Here is a 16,515-nt window from a genome sequence, read left to right on the forward strand (position 1 = left end):
ATGGGAAACTGTGCTTTTTTTCCTCGATTACTCTGGTATTTTCTTCGTCTTGATCGACATATTAAACAGCACATCCTCCAAAGATTTATATTGGCGGGTTTCATTGAGCTTAGTTAAATCAGCCAACGTTATGCGTTCTTCACGAAAATGAGGGATTGAAATGATTTCCCCTTCCAAAACGGGAGGCGGTTCACCCTTGCTCCATCGAACAGTCGAACCAAGCGCATTCACTTCTGTATCCCAAAGAGCATTACGTAAAGAATGGGGGAAAAACTCGTCCGAAGTCCTGAACCATAATGGCTTCGCACCAAATAGTTTTTCGTATTTTTCCAACTGTCCAATGAGAAGAGGAGTGTTTTGTTCATACTCCAACCCCGCATGTCCCAAGAGTCCGGTCGGAATATTACGTTTCTTGATCATTTCTACAATTTCTGGAAAGCGATCTGCCCAATCCATATCAAGAAGAAGTAAAGGATAAGGAGCCTTCAACTCACGAATCAATTGCTCAATTTCCTCATCGCCAAAGGATATATTGATAGTCAATGCAGAACCTGACATCCCCCTGACAATGACCTCTTGCGGCTCGTCCGTCAACCTGAATACCGATTTTAAGGAATCAGAGCCGGGTATGCTTGGAAAGATCAAGGCAGCGGCAGTGCAAACGAAAATGAGTAGTATTAGTTTTGCTCTCAAGTCACATCCCCTTTGAAACGCAATGTATAAATTACTTTATGATAAAGGCTTGACCGATATGATTGGAACATGTTAGTATGGAAAAGTCGTTAAGATATAGTTTGAAATACTAGTTGCCTCACTTTGGATTTTAGGTTATACTATGGTTTGTCGTTGGAATATATAAAAATACTATTACGATTCCGCAGTAGCTCAGTGGTAGAGCAATCGGCTGTTAACCGATCGGTCGTAGGTTCGAGTCCTACCTGCGGAGCCATTTTTATGCTTCCATAGCTCAGTAGGTAGAGTGCTTCCATGGTAAGGAAGAGGTCACCGGTTCGAATCCGGTTGGAAGCTCCAGTGATCTTAAAGAAATTCAAAAATAGGGTTGCATACTGGATACAAATTTGTTACTATAACATTTGTGCGATTCACACAAACCATTATTATATGGCCCCTTGGTCAAGCGGTTAAGACACCGCCCTTTCACGGCGGTAACACGGGTTCGAATCCCGTAGGGGTCACCATGTTTGTTCCTTTTTTTATTTTATTGAACCAAGCAAGTCGAGGAAGCAATTGAGAGAAAGAGGGAGCGTACTCCAGTACGTGACCGAGTGAACGAAAGCAGCTGACAAAGAGATGCGCAGCTTATCACAATTTTAACCTGGTGGGGTAGCGAAGTGGCTAAACGCGGCGGACTGTAAATCCGCTCCCTCAGGGTTCGGCGGTTCGAATCCGTCCCCCACCACCATCTATACATACACCTGGGATGCAGCATATCACGATATTAACATTGGGGTATAGCCAAGCGGTAAGGCAACGGACTTTGACTCCGTCATTCGTTGGTTCGAATCCAGCTACCCCAGCTTTTAATCTAATACACAAAATCCACTAAACCTTCCAAAAAGAAAGGTTTTTTTTATTTCTCCAAAACCTACTCCAAGTGCTTAATATGTTCATACATAAAAATGTTCGATAAAGAGATTAACGGATACTATTAAAGGTATTGTATAATAGAAATACTTATTGAATAATGGGTGCAAAAGTTTTAACCATTGCCTAAATTTATGCGCCAATCAGTCTGCATTTTAATTTCCGGTTATTGATTAACTTTACATCTTACTATTATATGGAAAGTATTTACTTCAATTTGTGTTGTATATATGGTTTTCAGACTGGAGGAAAATAGTATCCTATGCATGATTATATTGAAATGATGCAAAAATTTACGGCTGCCGAGAATAAGCAAGATGCGGAAAGCATGTTAGCCGATATTGCGTTCGCTTTGGATAAATCAGCTATCGTTGCCATCACTGACCGTACCGGAAAAATAACATATGTAAATGAACTATTTGTTAAAATATCAAAGTATGAGGCACATGAACTAATTGGATCTACCCATAAACTTATCAATTCTGGCCTGCATCCGAAGAAATTTTTCAAAGATATGTGGGCGACCATTGGCCGAGGGGAAATTTGGTCGGGTGAAATTCGAAATCGGACAAAGGATGGCAATTATTATTGGGTAGATACAAAAATTGTTCCCTTTTTAAATGAAAAAGGGATTCCTCAGCGCTATATCTCGATACGGTACGATATTACGGAACGTATGCATATGAAAGAAAGGATACATCAGCTTGCTTATAACGATCAGTTAACCTCCTTGCTGAACCGTAAAGCCTTCAGCGAAAAGCTTTATACGGTATTGGAATCGGCCAAAACAAGACAATCCAAGTTAGGATTGGTTTATTTAAACATTGACCGTCTTCGGCATGTGAATGATTCTTACGGTCACAAAATTGGAGACTATGCTTTATCTGTTATTGCAAATCGTTTAAAAACGATTCTCAGCGATGAGGATATAATCGGTAGAATTTCAGGTGATGAGTTTGCCTTTACGTTAATGGATGTTGTAAATGAGGAAGAAGCAGAGCAGTTAACTTTGAAAATAAAGTCTAACTTGGAAATGCCGATTCGTTTTGATGAAGAATCTTTCAGTATTTCCACAAGCTGCGGAATTGCACTTTTCCCGAAGCATGCCAAAACGCCATCGGATCTAATTTTGAATGCGGGAAAAGCACTTCATTATGTAAAGGAGCATGGTGGCGGAGACTATCAAATGTTTGAACCGCGAACTGCTGCAAAAACGTTGGAGCGAATCATTTTGGAGAACGAATTACGTAAAAGTGTCCAAATGGGAAATTTCACGCTTGAATATCAACCGAAAATGAATTTGGTGTATGGTGAATTATCCGGAGTGGAAGCGTTGGTTCGTTGGAATCACCCTGACCTTGGCCGTATTCCTCCTGATAAATTCATCCCACTCGCGGAGGAAACAAAAATTATTCTTCCATTAGGTGAATGGATTTTACGGGAGGCCTGTAAGCAAGCGGCCGCATGGAAGAATCAGGGATATGCACCAATCCGCATTGCAGTAAATATGTCAACGGTCCAACTTGAGGACCCGGAAATCGTAGAGACGATTAAAAGAATTATGTTGGAAGAGGGAGTCGGTCCTGAACAGATTGGGATTGAACTAACAGAAAGCTCCTTCGCGGATCGTGAGGAAATGCGATATACCATTCAACGAATCCGTGATTTAGGTATAGTGGTGGCTATAGATGATTTTGGAACGGGGTATAGTACTTTCAGTTACATCAAGGAACTACCTGCGGATATATTGAAAATCGACATGTCCTTCATCCGTGATATCGATGTGAATGAAAACAGTCAAGCCATCGTTAAAGCGATTGTTACATTGGCTGATACAGCTGGGCTGAATGTAATTGCGGAGGGAATTGAAACGATTGAACAAGTAGGGATTCTTCAGCGACTCGGATGCCGGGAAGGACAAGGCTATTTGTATAGTAAGCCTTTACCGCCTGAAGAAATTGTATATACGTTTCAAAAAGTAGAAAAATGAATAAATATCCGTAAATTTGTCGAGTTGAGCCATTCCCTTTTACGACTTATTATAAGTTTAGGGGGGTTGGTAAAAATGAGAAAATTAGATATATCAATTATTGGTGTTCCACTGGACTACGGACAAAGCCGTAGAGGTGTAGATATGGGACCAAGTGCCATCCGTTATGCAGGAGCTATGAAAAGATTGGAAGCTATTGGACATAATATTCAAGACGAAGGCGATATCCAAGTAAGCGCTCTTGAAACTAAAAATCGAGAAGAAACAAATTTAAAAAACCTTGAAGAAGTTGTACAGGCAACAAGTGAACTTGCCAATCGAGTGGCAGGAGTAATCGAGAATGGTAGGTTTCCGCTTGTGTTTGGTGGAGACCATAGCATCGCTATAGGAACGTTGGCTGGTTTAACTTCTAAATATAAAAACCAAGGTGTCATCTGGTACGATGCTCATGCGGATTTGAATACTGCAGAGACATCCCCGTCAGGTAATATTCATGGCATGCCACTTGCGGTATCTATGGGACTTGGGCATGAAAGGCTTGTTAATACTTTCGGAGATGGACAAAAGGTAAAGCCGGAAAACGTTGTTATTATCGGTGCCCGTTCAGTCGACCCTGGAGAGCGTGCATTAATTAAAGAAAAAGGCATTAAAGTATATACAATGCATGAAATCGATCGTGATGGAATGACATCTGTCATGAAAGGGGCTATTGAATACTTGAAATCCAAAAATCTTGATGGGGTTCATCTGTCATTAGATCTTGATGGGTTGGATCCACTATATACACCAGGCGTTGGGACACCGGTTCCTGGTGGGATCAGTTACCGGGAAAGCCATTTGGCGATGGAAATGCTCGAGGATTCAGGACTTATCACTTCCGCAGAATTTGTGGAGGTCAATCCGATTTTAGATGAAAAGAACAAAACCGCGGATGTGGCGGTTGGCTTAATGGGTTCGCTTTTTGGCGAGAAATTATTATAATAGAAGCTGCTTGGATTTTTCCAAGCAGTTTTTTTAATGAAAGGATAAGGAAAAAGTTCTCAAACTTTGGTAAAATATAAAATAACGATTAAAAAATGAAACCTGTTGAACCCTTCAATCGTATAGAAGGAACAGCCGCATAGAGCGGAGGATGAAAGTCATTGGATGAATTGGTCAATAAACGAATAAATGAAGTGATCAAAGGCAATCAGGATGCATTCGGCGAGATTGTTTCTTTATTTCAACATCGGCTGTATCACGTTTGTTATCGAATGCTTGGCAATCCACAAGAGGCGGAGGATATCGCCCAAGAAGCTTTTGTACGTGCGTATGTGAACATACATACGTTTGATCAGAAGCGTAAGTTTTCCACATGGTTATTCCGGATTGCTACAAACTTATGTATCGACCGCATTCGAAAAAAGAAGCCGGATTATTATTTAGATGCGACTGTACCAGGAACTGACGGCCTTAATATGTATTCACAGATTGCGGCAACAGGCGATTTGCCTGAAGAAGAAGTTGAGCGTATGGAAGCTCAGGAACGGGTCCAATACGAAATTGGCAGACTGCCCGAGAAATACCGGACAGTCATCATATTGCGCTATTTGGAAGAATTGCCGTTGCAGGATATTAGTGATATTTTAGAACTACCGTTAGGAACTGTAAAAACCCGAGTACACCGTGGACGCGAGGCGCTCCGGAAACAGATGGGTAATATGTAGGAGGGAATTAAGTATGAATACGTGTCAGGAACCAGTTATCCATTTAATGCACGCGTATTTAGACGGAGACATTAGCCGCCAAGACGAGCAACAATTGAAAGACCATTTATCGACATGCCCGCATTGCAGGGAAACGATGGATGAATTGAAAGTGTCGGCTTTATTCCTCCAAGGCGCTCCAAAGGTAAAAGCACCGGACGGATTTGTCTCAGGCGTGATGGCACGTCTCCCGAAAGAAAAATCGCAAGCAGGTATACAACGACAATTACGCAGGCATCCAATGTTGGCTGCCGCTGCACTCTTTTTTGTACTAATGAGCGCCACATTCTTTTCCAATTTTAGCGACAACGAGCAGTTTTCAGTCACCAAGCAACCGAATCTCGTCATTGAAGGCGAAACGGTTATTGTACCTGCTGGTGAGGTTGTGAAAGGCGATCTCGTTGTGAAAAATGGAAATCTCCGTATCGAAGGGGAAGTCGACGGCAACGTAACCGTCATCCGTGGTTCAAAATATATGGCATCTACAGCTGTAGTTACAGGGGAAAGTGAAGAAATTGATCGAATGTTTGACTGGCTTTGGTATAAGATTAAAACGACAGTGAAAGATATCTTCCCCGCTTCGAAAAACGAGCCGGTCGAAAAATAGAAAAACAATCGCCTTCCTGACAAGCGGGAAGGCGATTGCTTTTATTTAAGGTATAGAACTGTGGGTTTTTCAAGGATATGATTTTTGCTTTCAAGAACTCTCTAAAGCGCTCAAGAAAGGCAATCCGTGCTCAAGCACTCCCCCAAGCGCTCAAGAAAGGCAATCCGCGCTCAAGAACTCCCCCAAGCGCTCAAGAAAGCCAAACCACGCTCAAGAACTCCCCCAAGCGCTCAAGAAAGCCAAACCGCGCTTAAGAACTCCTTCAAGCGCTCAAGAACTCCAATCCGCGCTCAAGAACTCCCCAAAGCGCTCAAGAAAGCCAAACCGCGCTCAAGAACTCCCCCAAGCGCTCAAGAAAGGCAATCCGCGCTCAAAAACTCCTTCAAGCGCTCAAGAAAGGCAAACCGCGCTCAAGAACTCCCCCAAGCGCTCAAGAAAGGCAATCCGCGCTCAAGAACTCCCCCAAGCGCTCAAGAAAGCCAATCCGCGCTCAAGAACTCCCCCAAGCGCTCAAGAAAGCCAAACCGCGCTCAAGAACTCATCCCACATACTGCAACAAAATCACACTACTATTCGTCCAAATACAGCAGTATATTGAAACCATGGGAACCAGTAAAAACAACTGCCTTATAAATCCAATACTCTCGCTTTAACGGGAGCATTGGAATGGGGCTATATGATATACTATAGTATAAGAATTTGGGATGAAGGTGGGGAAGCGCATGCCTGGTTGGGATATTATAACTAATATGAGTCCGATTGAAATACTTAAAAATATAGTGGATGTGCTTCTCGTTTGGTTCGTTTTCTATAAACTGATCACAATCATAAAAGGGACGAAGGCAGTTCAGCTGTTAAAAGGAATTTTTGTCATTGTGTTCGCGCGCATTCTGACGGAATATCTTGGTCTAAACACATTGGGATGGATGATAGACCAAGTGCTGATGTTCGGTTTCCTTGCGATTATAATCATTTTCCAACCAGAGGTACGAAGAGCACTGGAGCAATTAGGCCGTGGTCGCCTCTTCGCACGATCCGCGATGCAGGAGGAAGAGGAACGAGATCGGCTTATCGAGGCATTTAGCAAATCGGTAAGTTACATGGCGAAGCGAAGGATTGGGGCACTTATCTCAATTGAACGGGAAACAGGGTTGAGCGAGTATATTGAAACTGGAATCCAGATGAATTCAAATGTCAGCTCAGAATTGTTGATCAATATCTTTATCCCGAATACACCATTGCATGATGGGGCTGTCATCTTGCAGAAAAATCGGATTGCCGCAGCCGGTTGTTATTTACCACTTTCCGAAAACCCTTTTATCTCAAAAGAATTAGGGACTCGTCATAGGGCGGCTCTTGGGATTAGTGAAGTGACCGATGCGATCACGATTGTCGTTTCGGAGGAAACGGGTGGTGTCAGCTTGACTGCAAATGGTGATATTAACCGCAATCTCTCGATGGATGAATTCGAAAAGCAGTTGCGACAAGTTTGGTTTGGAGTAGAGACTGAAACATCGCAAACTTCATTCTGGAAATGGGGGAAACGGAAAAATGGATAAGTTTATGGATCGCCCATGGTTTCTCCGGTTCACTGCATTGGCCCTTGCCATTATCTTGTTCTTTTCCGTCAAATCGGAAAACGAAAAAACGAATGGGGCAAGTATAGGCGACGCCGTTGATATCATCAAAGGCATTCCCCTTGAGGTGTACTATGATAAGGATAATTATGTCGTAACGGGAGCACCTGAAACAGTGGATGTTACAATTTCAGGTCCCTCAAGCCTTGTCCAGTCGGCAAAGTTGCTGAGAGATTTTACATTGAAAGTCGATTTAAGAACGGAACCATTGGGCCGCCACACATTGGAAATTAAAACAGAGAACCTTTCCGATAAGTTAGATGTAAAATTGGAACCTAAAACAATAGAGGTACTTTACGAAGAAAAAATCACTCAAACCTTCAGAGTGGATCCAGAATTGAATGAGCGACTGTTGGCGGAAGACTTTAATGTCGTCAAAATGGAAGTCGAGCCGGCAAGAATTGAAGTTACAGGTGCGAAAAGCGTAATTGAGGCAATTAGTTTCGTTAAAGTTTCAGTCACCGGTGATAACGGCATTAACAAATCCTTTAATCAAAAAGCTCGAGTTCGAGTTCTTGACCGGGATCTTAATAAACTAAATGTCAAAATCAATCCTGAAGAAGTAACGGTGATAGTGGAAGTCGAAGAGTATAATACCGAGGTCCCGATTGTTTTGAGGCAAAGAGGAGTCTCAGGTGAAAATGTCACAATAGATTCCATTTCCTCCGATTCGAAAACAGTAAAGCTTCATGGCCCGAAAAAGGTATTGGATACCATTAAGGAAATTGTGGTGGACGTGGATATCTCCAATGTGAAAGAAACCGAATCGGTTGAATTGAACATTCCTAAACCAAAAGGCGTCTCTCAAATTTCGTTAGATAAAGTTAAAGTGAACATTTCCGCTACTGTAAAAAGCATTGAGGATCCACCCGACGTTTCGATGGACACTGCTGATGTTGAAAATGTAACAAAGGAATTTAAAGACATTCCAGTTGATGTGAAAGGGCTGGATGAACGATTCACAAGTGTTTTTCGAAAACCGGCAGATGGGAAAGTAGACTTAACCATCACAGCAAAACCGGAAGTGATTAACGCTCTAAGTATCGCGGATTTCAAAGTGAGTGTCGATGCTTCTAAAGCGGATAGTGAGGGTGAGTATATCTATCCGTTGTCTGTGGAAGGCCCGGATAATATTGCCTGGAAGCTTTCAGAAGAAGAAGTAACGATGGAAGTAAAGCTTGCTTGACGATGAAGAAGCTGTTATACATCATTGAAAGGGAGTATGAATAATGACAAAGTATTTCGGGACGGATGGCGTCCGTGGGATTGCAAATAAAGAACTAACGCCTGAGCTGGCTTTTAAACTAGGAAGAATCGGTGGCTATGTGTTGACGAAGGATGCTCAGGAGCCATCCCAAGTGCTTGTTGGCCGGGATACCCGCATTTCAGGTCATATGTTGGAGAACGCATTGATTGCCGGGCTTTTATCAGTAGGAATTGAAGTAATGAGACTTGGTGTAATCAGTACACCGGGTGTTGCATATTTGACCCGAGCAATGAACGCTGAGGCGGGTGTCATGATTTCAGCATCCCATAATCCAGTTGAGGATAACGGCATTAAGTTCTTCGGTGCGGATGGATTTAAGCTGACGGACGAGCAGGAAGACGAGATTGAAATCCTTTTGAATTCAGATTCAGATCATTTACCACGTCCTATTGGTGGTGAGGTGGGTACAGTAACGGATTACTTCGAGGGTGGACATAAATATATCCAATACTTGAAGCAGACAGTTGACGAGGAGTTCACTGACCTCCATATCGCATTGGATTGTGCGCACGGTGCAACATCTTCTTTGGCAACACATGTATTTGCAGACTTGGATGCAGATTTGACGACGATGGGTGCTTCTCCAAATGGATTGAACATTAATGATGGTGTCGGTTCAACTCATCCAGAAGTTCTAAGTAAACTTGTGGTTGAAAAAGGTGCGGATATTGGACTTGCTTTTGATGGTGATGGAGATCGTCTCATCGCAGTCGATGAATTGGGGCGAATTGTCGATGGAGATCAGATCATGTTCATTATAGGAAGTCATCTCCACTCAAAAGGAAGGCTGAAATCAGATACAATCGTTTCAACAATTATGAGTAACCTTGGCTTTTACAAGGCGTTGGATCAAAACGGTATGATGAGTGTCAAAGCTGCCGTTGGTGACCGATATGTTGTAGAAGAAATGAAAAAAGGTGGTTACAATCTTGGAGGGGAACAATCTGGTCATATCATCCTCCTTGATTACAATACAACTGGTGACGGCTTATTGACTGCCTTACAACTTGTTAACATTATGAAAAGGACAGGCAAGAAGCTGTCGGAACTTGCAAGTGGAATGACGATTTATCCACAGGAACTTGTGAATGTTCGTGTAACGGATAAAAACAAAGTCACTGAAAATGACCGCGTCGCAGCAATCATTAAGCAAGTTGAAGAGGAGATGGCTGGAAACGGCAGGGTACTTGTCCGTCCATCCGGCACAGAGCCTCTTGTCCGAGTTATGGTGGAAGCACCGGATCATGATGCATGTGAACGGTATGTAAACGAAATTGCACAAGTCGTGCGAGAAGAAATGGGAACTGAAGAATGACGGAAAATAGGAACTCCTTGAAAAAGGGTTCCTATTTTTTTTGGATTAAATTATATGAAAAAATCGCATCCTCAGTTGGATGCGATTATATTGCTAAATTAAAATACCCGCTGGAATTTGTTTCGGATGATGATCGCTGTTGAATTCAAGATGAAGAGTGCCACAAGCAGAACGATAATTGTAGCAGCTGCCAAATTGGCGTACTCCGCAACTAATGAAGCGTCTAACGTCCAGTAATAGATTTGAACCGGTAACACAGTAAAGCGATCCAAAATTCCACCCGGGAACGGGATAAGTAAAGCAGGTATGCCTATGACCACAAGAGGAGCCGTTTCACCGATTGCACGCGAGAGAGCAAGAATCGCACCAGTCAAAATTCCTGGAAGTGCTGCCGGTAAGATGACCCGCTGTATTGTCTGCCATTTCGTTGCACCAAGTCCGTAAGCTGCTTCACTTAAAAAGAAAGGAATGGAACGGATTGCTTCTTGGCTCGCAACAATTACAATCGGCAATATCAATAAAGACATCGCCAAACCACCGGCAAGGACAACGTTTCCAAGGTTCATGGCCCGGACAAAAACCGTCATTCCAAGGATTCCATAAACAATCGAGGGAACGCCAGCTAAATTGGAGATGTTCGTTTGAATGAAGTCAAGTACGCGACCTTTCTTTGCATACATCTCCAAATATATGGCGGTGCCAACGCCTATAAACATCGTAACTGGAGCAACAACAAGCATGAGCCAAAATGTGCCTAATATTGCTCCCATAATGCCTGCACGTTCCGGTTGAGTCGATAATTTATTAGTTAGGAAATCAAAATTAATGAAACCAATGCCATCAGCTATGACTTTGGACAGTAAAACGACTAAAAAGAACAGTCCGAAGAAGGCGGCTAACATGAAAATTGTCTTCGAGAATTTATTCAAAAGCAAGCGGAACTTGGTACGACGGATATGTTGTTTTTCGCTCAGTTGATTCATTTTAGTATTCCTCCCTGAATTTCTTGGAAACGGCTCTTGCAAGAAGATTCATAATGAGTGTGAAAACGAATAGGGTCATAGCTACTGCATATAGACTGTAATAGACCGTCGTTCCTGTAGCGGCATCTCCGCCAGTTACTTCAACGATATAAGCAGTCATCGTCTGCATCGATTGTGTAATGTCGAACGTAAAGTTTTTCGTACTACCGCTTGCGATTGTCACAATCATCGTTTCCCCGATGGCACGTGAAATGCCAAGTACGAAAGAAGCGATAATGCCGGATAAAGCTGCTGGTATGACAACTTTCCGTGTCACTTCAAGCTTAGTCGCTCCTAATCCAGCCGCCCCATCACGCATTGCAGTTGGTACTGAGCTCATTGCGTCTTCAGATAATGAGGCAATCATCGGAATGATCATGACACCCATGACTAAGCCTGGGCTAAGGATATTCGTCGCTTGTAGACTTGGGATGAACTCGCGTAATAAAGGCGTCACAAATGTAAAAGCGAAGAAACCGTAGACAATTGTTGGGACGCCGGCAAGTAGCTCAAGAATCGGCTTAACCACTTTACGTACTTTAGGAGATGCATATTCGCTTAAGTAAATAGCCGCCATCAAGCCGATTGGTGCAGCAACCAAAAGTGCGATTAAAGAAGAAGTGACAGTTCCCATCAATAGAGGAAGCACTCCGAATTCAGGGTTCTGGCTAAGTGGCTTCAATACGGTTCCCGTAAAGAAGTCGAGGAATGGCACCCGTTTGAAAAACTCCACCGTTTCGGATAACAACGTCCATATGATGCCAATAGTCGTTAGGACAGAAATTGAGGCGATAAGTGAGAGAAAAATAGGAATTGCTTTTTCAACTTTCCTTTTGATTGAATTCCCGCGTTGGTTTTGGTCGATCATTTCACGGATATTCACTTTATCCTTCTTAGTCATTCCTTGGTTTATCATAAGTGGAACTCCTTCCATTAAGGTACAAGAGGATGAGAGCTTTAAGTCGCCCTCATCCACTTAGTTTATTTTAGGCCTTCTAAGAAGCTGATGTTTTCTTTAACTTCAGTTTCAGGAATTGGAGCAAAGCCCGTTTCGCCTGCAAATTTATTAATATTGTTCATGACGTAAATTGCAAAGTCTTTAACTTGTGGTTTTTCTTTTGCATGGTTCACATTCAAATAAGTGAAGACCGGGCGAGTGAAGTCAGCGTAGTCACCATCTTCAGCAATTGTATCAAGTGCTGGCTCGACAGGACCGTTACCGAAGTCTACTGAAACAGCATTCAACTTATCTTGGTTGTTAACGTAGTAACCGAATCCAAAGAATGCGATACCGTTCTTGTCTTCAGAAACAAGGTTTACAAGAGTTGAATACTCTTGTTGCAAGTTGACAGAGCTATCCATATCTTGCTTATCGAGAATTTTTTCATAGAAGAATTCATATGTTCCGTGGTTTTCATTCGGTCCCATAGCTTTGATTTTTTCGTTTGGCCAATCAGGATTGATGTCTGACCATTTTTCGACTGTGCTATCTGCAAGGAAAATGCTGATCAATTCTTCAGGTGTCATTTCAGTTGCCCAATCGTTGTCTTTATTGATAACGAATGTAAGACCATCTAAAGCAACTTTCAATTCTTTCACTTCAATACCAAGCTTTTCTGCTTCAGCAGCTTCTTCATCTTTAATGTTACGGGATGCATCGTTAAAGTCCGTTCCGTTTTCAACAAGGAATTTCTTGAAACCTGCGCTTGTTCCAGCACGGCTCACTTCTACGGATACGTTCTCTTGTTCGTTAATCATGTATTCTTCAGCAAGACGAGCCATAAGCGGGTACACAGTTCCGGAACCGTCGATGGCGACGCTGCCTTCCAGACTTGCGCTTTTCGCGGACGCATTATTCTTTTCCGATTTGGCGGAATCGTCATCTTCACCACATGCCGCAAGAACTACCGCAAAAGCAGCGATGATCATGAATAAAAGAAACTTGTTGAACTTCATTGATAAATCCTCCCCTGAGTTATGTTCTAATGTAAATGAAGGATTTCTCCCTCACAACTAATATCTTAAAGGATGATTATTAAGTGAGTGTTGTTAAAATGTAAATGTATTGTAAATATATTGTTTTATGAATAAATAAAAACCCGCTTTTAATAAGCGGGTTTTTCATTCATCCGAATCGACCATTAATATAGTCGTCCGTCAACTTATCTGAAGGGGTATTGAAGATTGTTGTTGTCCGATCTTCTTCAATCACTTCACCGTTAAGGAAAAATGCAGTGCGATCGGAAATACGAGCGGCTTGCTGCATATTATGTGTAACGATAGCGATTGTCACATCATTTTTAATGCCATGAATCAATTCTTCGATTTTATGAGTAGAAACCGGGTCAAGCGCAGAAGTCGGTTCGTCCATCAAGATCACTTCTGGATCGATCGCGAGGCAACGGGCAATACATAACCGTTGTTGTTGTCCACCAGAAAGGCCGTACGCGCTTTTATGGAGACGGTCTTTCACTTCATCCCATAGAGCAGCTTTCTTCAAGCTTTCTTCTACTATCATATCGAGCGTAGCTTTGTTACGAATGCCATGTACCCGCGGACCAAACGCGATATTTTCATAAATCGATTTTGGAAATGGATTCGGCTTCTGAAATACCATGCCGACTTTGGAACGTAAAATTTCTACAGGCATTGCTTTCCCCAAGATATTATTCCCTTTGAAAGTGACATTGCCTGAAATGGTGACATCCGTTGCAGTTTCGACCATTCGATTCAACGTTTTTAGAAATGTCGATTTCCCACAACCGGACGGGCCGATAATCGCAGTCACTTCGCGTTCGTTAATGTCCAACTCAATATTTTTCAAGGCATGTGATGTGCCGTACCATAGATTTAAACCATTCGTTTCATAGATCGGCTTTACCCAATTTTCGTTCTTGACGACTGATAACGTCTTTTCTTTTCTTCGTTCATGCACTAAAGTCATTTGCTATCCTCCTATTGGATTGAGACTTTAGTTAAAGTATAGAGAATGAATGTTGAGTGGATATGAAGGGTTTGTAAAGGATTTGTAAAAGAGGATTAATAGACCGATTTAGTGTGAGTCGGTGATATCGCGCAGAAGGTCGGTGATAAGTTACTTCTGACAATTAAAAAGACTATCCCCCTTCGGATAGTCCTCAATTTCAATCGAAAATATACTTTAAAGCCTTCACCGCTTGGTCGACGTTTTCAACGGTGGCATGTGCTTTGCGTGATAGTTCTTTCAGTGGGTGATGATGCTGCTCGTTACGGATCAGGATGAGCGGCTTCCCATAGGCCACTGCGGCACTCGCATCCATTGCCGTGTTCCATTGCTTATATTGTTCCCCGAAAAGCGCGATGACAAGATCCGCCTTCTTCATTAAAATCTCAGTACGCAAGTTATTGAAGCTTGAAGCGGCGGCATCTTTGAAGATGGCATTCGGTTGCTTGCCTAAAATCTCTTCCCCGATATTGTCGGAACGGTCGTGGTCTTCCATCGGTCCGACGAAATCGATTGGCAACTTCAAAGCTGCTGCCTTCTGCTTCACCTCTTCACGCCACGAAGTATGGATTTCACCAGCAAGATATACAGTCAATCTCATTAAAAATCCCTCCTCTATATGTTAGCTCCATTATAGCATTCATTCCCAAATAAGATTGCCTGCAACTGCCTGAAAGATTAGAATATAGGTAAGGGGGTAGTCTTTATGAAAATTATTTGGAGTAATGGGAAGCTATATACGATGGAAAATGAAGGAGAAACAGTAGAAGCGATTCTAACCCAAAACGGTAAAATCATTGCAGTTGGCAATTATGATGAATTGGTGAATGAAGCGGATATGGGGATTAGCCTAAAAGGGGCTGTCCTTTATCCAGGGTTCATCGACAACCATATGCATATGATTGGGCATGGGCAGAAATTGCTCAGTTTGGATCTGTCCAAGGCGAAGTCTGCTGATGACATGATGGACATGCTCATGAATGCCCATCCTGATTTGAAAGAGGATGAGTGGTTCATTGGCGAAGGATGGAATGAAAACAATTTTTCCGATAAAAAAATCTTTACGCGCTACGAACTGGATAAGGTGACAACTTCACCGATGTTGCTGAAACGGACATGCAGGCATGCAGCGCTTGTTAACTCAAAGGCTTTGGAGCTTGCCGGTATTACGAAAGATACACCTGATCCGGATGATGGGGTGATCGGGCGGGATGAAAATGGAGAGCCGAACGGTTTGCTGAAGGAAGGCCCGATGGATCGACTGTTGCAGCTAATACCGGAACCGACAGAGGAAATGCTCACGAAGGCGCTTGAGAAATCGGTGGATGATCTGCTGTCGCTTGGACTGACGGGTGCTGTTACGGATGACCTTGGTTATTATGGCGATTATAGAAATCCGCTACAGGCATTTAGAAATGTACTTGGTGAAGAGAAGAAATTCCGTGCTCATTTATTGCGCAGGTCGACCGTATTTACGCAATTGATGGAAGATGAAGCGACTTATGATGAACCTTGGATTGAGCCGGGGGAAATGAAGTTCTTCATCGATGGTGCGCTTGGTGGAAGCACTGCACTGTTAAGCGAACCTTACGCGGATAATCCATCCACTTCAGGTACAGCTGTAGTAACAGATGAGGAAATTGATGAACTTGTGGCGACTGCCCGTAAATATGGACAAGCTGTTGCGATGCATATGATCGGGGACGGGGCTGTTGAGAAAGGATTGGACGCAATCGAACGTCATCCAGTGCCTGAAGGGAAGCGCGATCGACTTATCCATGTGAATGTGTTGCGTGATGATTTGGTGGAGCGAATGAAAAAACTTCCAGTCGTGCTCGACATTCAGCCAGTTTTTGTATCATCCGATTTTCCGTGGGTGATGGACCGCTTAGGAGAAGAACGTTTGGACTGGGCATACGCGTGGAAACGTCTTCTTGATGAAGGCTTCATTTGTGGGGCTGGGTCAGATGCGCCAATTGAGGAGGTCAATCCGTTATTAGGTATATATGCGGCAGTGACGAGGAGGAAACCTAACGAGACGCATGAAGGGTATTTGCCGAAAGAGAAGCTGAGTCGATTTGAAGCGGTCGGTTTATTCACAACGGGTGCTGCCGCAACAATCGGAAAGGCGGATTCCCGAGGGAAGCTCTCAGTCGGTTTCGATGCGGACTTTACGGTTCTTGATAAGGATTTGTTTGAGGTGGATGAAGAGGAAATCCTTGATGCGACTGTTGTTTTGACGGTTGTAGCGGGAGATTTGATGTATCCAAGATGATAACATATTTGGGGGAAGATAACATGATGGTAATCGTCTGTTATCTTCTTTTTAGTATGTTAGATATTC

Annotated in this window: 15 protein-coding genes and 5 tRNA genes; 14 read left to right on the forward strand and 6 right to left on the reverse strand. The window is 42.9% G+C overall.

Translation table 11 applies throughout. The features are described from left to right. Positions 1-27: 27 nt before the first annotated feature. Positions 28-693, reverse strand: a complete 666-nt coding sequence (locus NSQ43_RS03920) for a hypothetical protein (protein WP_339253191.1) — start codon at positions 691-693, stop codon at positions 28-30. A gap of 181 nt (positions 694-874) precedes the next feature. Between NSQ43_RS03920 and NSQ43_RS03925 the strand changes: the two genes are divergently transcribed. From NSQ43_RS03925 to glmM, 13 genes are all read left to right on the forward strand, one after another. Then, positions 875-949: transfer RNA gene (locus tag NSQ43_RS03925), tRNA-Asn, on the forward strand. 7 nt (positions 950-956) lie between these two features. Further along, a tRNA-Thr gene (locus NSQ43_RS03930) sits at positions 957-1,032 on the forward strand. Positions 1,033-1,124: 92 nt separating this feature from the next. Next, positions 1,125-1,199: transfer RNA gene (locus NSQ43_RS03935), tRNA-Glu, on the forward strand. Positions 1,200-1,338: 139 nt separating this feature from the next. Further along, positions 1,339-1,423: transfer RNA gene (locus NSQ43_RS03940), tRNA-Tyr, on the forward strand. Positions 1,424-1,466: 43 nt separating this feature from the next. Further along, positions 1,467-1,538: transfer RNA gene (locus NSQ43_RS03945), tRNA-Gln, on the forward strand. A gap of 329 nt (positions 1,539-1,867) precedes the next feature. After that, a complete protein-coding gene (locus tag NSQ43_RS03950; RefSeq protein ID WP_339253193.1) occupies positions 1,868-3,595 on the forward strand; it encodes an EAL domain-containing protein in 1,728 nt (575 codons plus the stop codon). Positions 3,596-3,670: 75 nt separating this feature from the next. Further along, positions 3,671-4,576: an arginase gene (gene rocF, locus NSQ43_RS03955; RefSeq protein WP_339253195.1), complete on the forward strand. Its 906-nt coding sequence runs from the start codon at positions 3,671-3,673 to the stop codon at positions 4,574-4,576. 161 nt (positions 4,577-4,737) lie between these two features. Next, the gene (sigW, locus tag NSQ43_RS03960; protein ID WP_339253197.1) at positions 4,738-5,301 is read left to right on the forward strand and encodes an RNA polymerase sigma factor SigW; all 564 of its coding nucleotides are present in this window, start codon (positions 4,738-4,740) and stop codon (positions 5,299-5,301) included. 13 nt (positions 5,302-5,314) lie between these two features. Further along, positions 5,315-5,947, forward strand: a complete 633-nt coding sequence (locus tag NSQ43_RS03965; protein WP_339253199.1) for an anti-sigma factor — start codon at positions 5,315-5,317, stop codon at positions 5,945-5,947. Positions 5,948-6,073: 126 nt separating this feature from the next. Continuing rightward, positions 6,074-6,580: a hypothetical protein gene (locus tag NSQ43_RS03970; RefSeq protein WP_339253201.1), complete on the forward strand. Its 507-nt coding sequence runs from the start codon at positions 6,074-6,076 to the stop codon at positions 6,578-6,580. A gap of 89 nt (positions 6,581-6,669) precedes the next feature. Next, complete coding sequence (gene cdaA / locus NSQ43_RS03975; protein WP_339253203.1) at positions 6,670-7,506, forward strand: diadenylate cyclase CdaA; 837 nt, start codon at positions 6,670-6,672, stop codon at positions 7,504-7,506. Beyond that, complete coding sequence (locus NSQ43_RS03980; RefSeq protein ID WP_339253205.1) at positions 7,499-8,770, forward strand: CdaR family protein; 1,272 nt, start codon at positions 7,499-7,501, stop codon at positions 8,768-8,770. Before cdaA ends, NSQ43_RS03980 begins: the two co-directional genes overlap by 8 nt. 43 nt (positions 8,771-8,813) lie before the next feature. Continuing rightward, positions 8,814-10,166, forward strand: a complete 1,353-nt coding sequence (gene glmM, locus NSQ43_RS03985) for a phosphoglucosamine mutase (RefSeq protein ID WP_339253207.1) — start codon at positions 8,814-8,816, stop codon at positions 10,164-10,166. Positions 10,167-10,264: 98 nt separating this feature from the next. On the opposite strand, the gene pstA is transcribed toward glmM, so the two are convergent. From pstA to NSQ43_RS04010, 5 genes are all read right to left on the reverse strand, one after another. Next, the gene (gene pstA / locus NSQ43_RS03990) at positions 10,265-11,149 is read right to left on the reverse strand and encodes a phosphate ABC transporter permease PstA (RefSeq protein ID WP_339253209.1); all 885 of its coding nucleotides are present in this window, start codon (positions 11,147-11,149) and stop codon (positions 10,265-10,267) included. Between the two features lies 1 nt (position 11,150). Then, complete coding sequence (gene pstC / locus NSQ43_RS03995) at positions 11,151-12,104, reverse strand: phosphate ABC transporter permease subunit PstC (RefSeq protein WP_339253211.1); 954 nt, start codon at positions 12,102-12,104, stop codon at positions 11,151-11,153. 65 nt (positions 12,105-12,169) lie between these two features. Beyond that, a complete protein-coding gene (locus tag NSQ43_RS04000; protein WP_339253213.1) occupies positions 12,170-13,144 on the reverse strand; it encodes a PstS family phosphate ABC transporter substrate-binding protein in 975 nt (324 codons plus the stop codon). Between the two features lie 169 nt (positions 13,145-13,313). Further along, entirely contained in the window at positions 13,314-14,132 is an 819-nt protein-coding gene (gene pstB / locus NSQ43_RS04005; RefSeq protein ID WP_339253215.1) for a phosphate ABC transporter ATP-binding protein PstB, read from the reverse strand. A gap of 199 nt (positions 14,133-14,331) precedes the next feature. After that, the gene (locus tag NSQ43_RS04010) at positions 14,332-14,772 is read right to left on the reverse strand and encodes a YtoQ family protein (RefSeq protein WP_339253217.1); all 441 of its coding nucleotides are present in this window, start codon (positions 14,770-14,772) and stop codon (positions 14,332-14,334) included. Positions 14,773-14,877: 105 nt separating this feature from the next. Between NSQ43_RS04010 and NSQ43_RS04015 the strand changes: the two genes are divergently transcribed. Next, positions 14,878-16,446, forward strand: a complete 1,569-nt coding sequence (locus NSQ43_RS04015; RefSeq protein WP_339253220.1) for an amidohydrolase — start codon at positions 14,878-14,880, stop codon at positions 16,444-16,446. Positions 16,447-16,515 lie beyond the last annotated feature (69 nt).

The sequence above is a fragment of the Sporosarcina sp. FSL W8-0480 genome (genome assembly GCF_037963765.1).
In the GTDB taxonomy this organism is placed as follows: domain Bacteria; phylum Bacillota; class Bacilli; order Bacillales_A; family Planococcaceae; genus Sporosarcina.

Bases quoted from the DNA above. Each gene is read 5' to 3' on its own strand.
- NSQ43_RS04000 (WP_339253213.1), bottom strand. From the start codon at position 13,144: ATGAAGTTCAACAAGTTTCTTTTATTCATGATCATCGCTGCTTTTGCG.
- pstA (WP_339253209.1), bottom strand. From the start codon at position 11,149: ATGAATCAACTGAGCGAAAAACAACATATCCGTCGTACCAAGTTCCGC.
- NSQ43_RS03950 (WP_339253193.1), top strand. From the start codon at position 1,868: ATGCATGATTATATTGAAATGATGCAAAAATTTACGGCTGCCGAGAAT.
- pstB (WP_339253215.1), bottom strand. From the start codon at position 14,132: ATGACTTTAGTGCATGAACGAAGAAAAGAAAAGACGTTATCAGTCGTC.
- NSQ43_RS04015 (WP_339253220.1), top strand. From the start codon at position 14,878: ATGAAAATTATTTGGAGTAATGGGAAGCTATATACGATGGAAAATGAA.
- glmM (WP_339253207.1), top strand. From the start codon at position 8,814: ATGACAAAGTATTTCGGGACGGATGGCGTCCGTGGGATTGCAAATAAA.
- cdaA (WP_339253203.1), top strand. From the start codon at position 6,670: ATGCCTGGTTGGGATATTATAACTAATATGAGTCCGATTGAAATACTT.
- rocF (WP_339253195.1), top strand. From the start codon at position 3,671: ATGAGAAAATTAGATATATCAATTATTGGTGTTCCACTGGACTACGGA.
- pstC (WP_339253211.1), bottom strand. From the start codon at position 12,104: ATGATAAACCAAGGAATGACTAAGAAGGATAAAGTGAATATCCGTGAA.
- NSQ43_RS03965 (WP_339253199.1), top strand. From the start codon at position 5,315: ATGAATACGTGTCAGGAACCAGTTATCCATTTAATGCACGCGTATTTA.
- NSQ43_RS04010 (WP_339253217.1), bottom strand. From the start codon at position 14,772: ATGAGATTGACTGTATATCTTGCTGGTGAAATCCATACTTCGTGGCGT.
- NSQ43_RS03980 (WP_339253205.1), top strand. From the start codon at position 7,499: ATGGATAAGTTTATGGATCGCCCATGGTTTCTCCGGTTCACTGCATTG.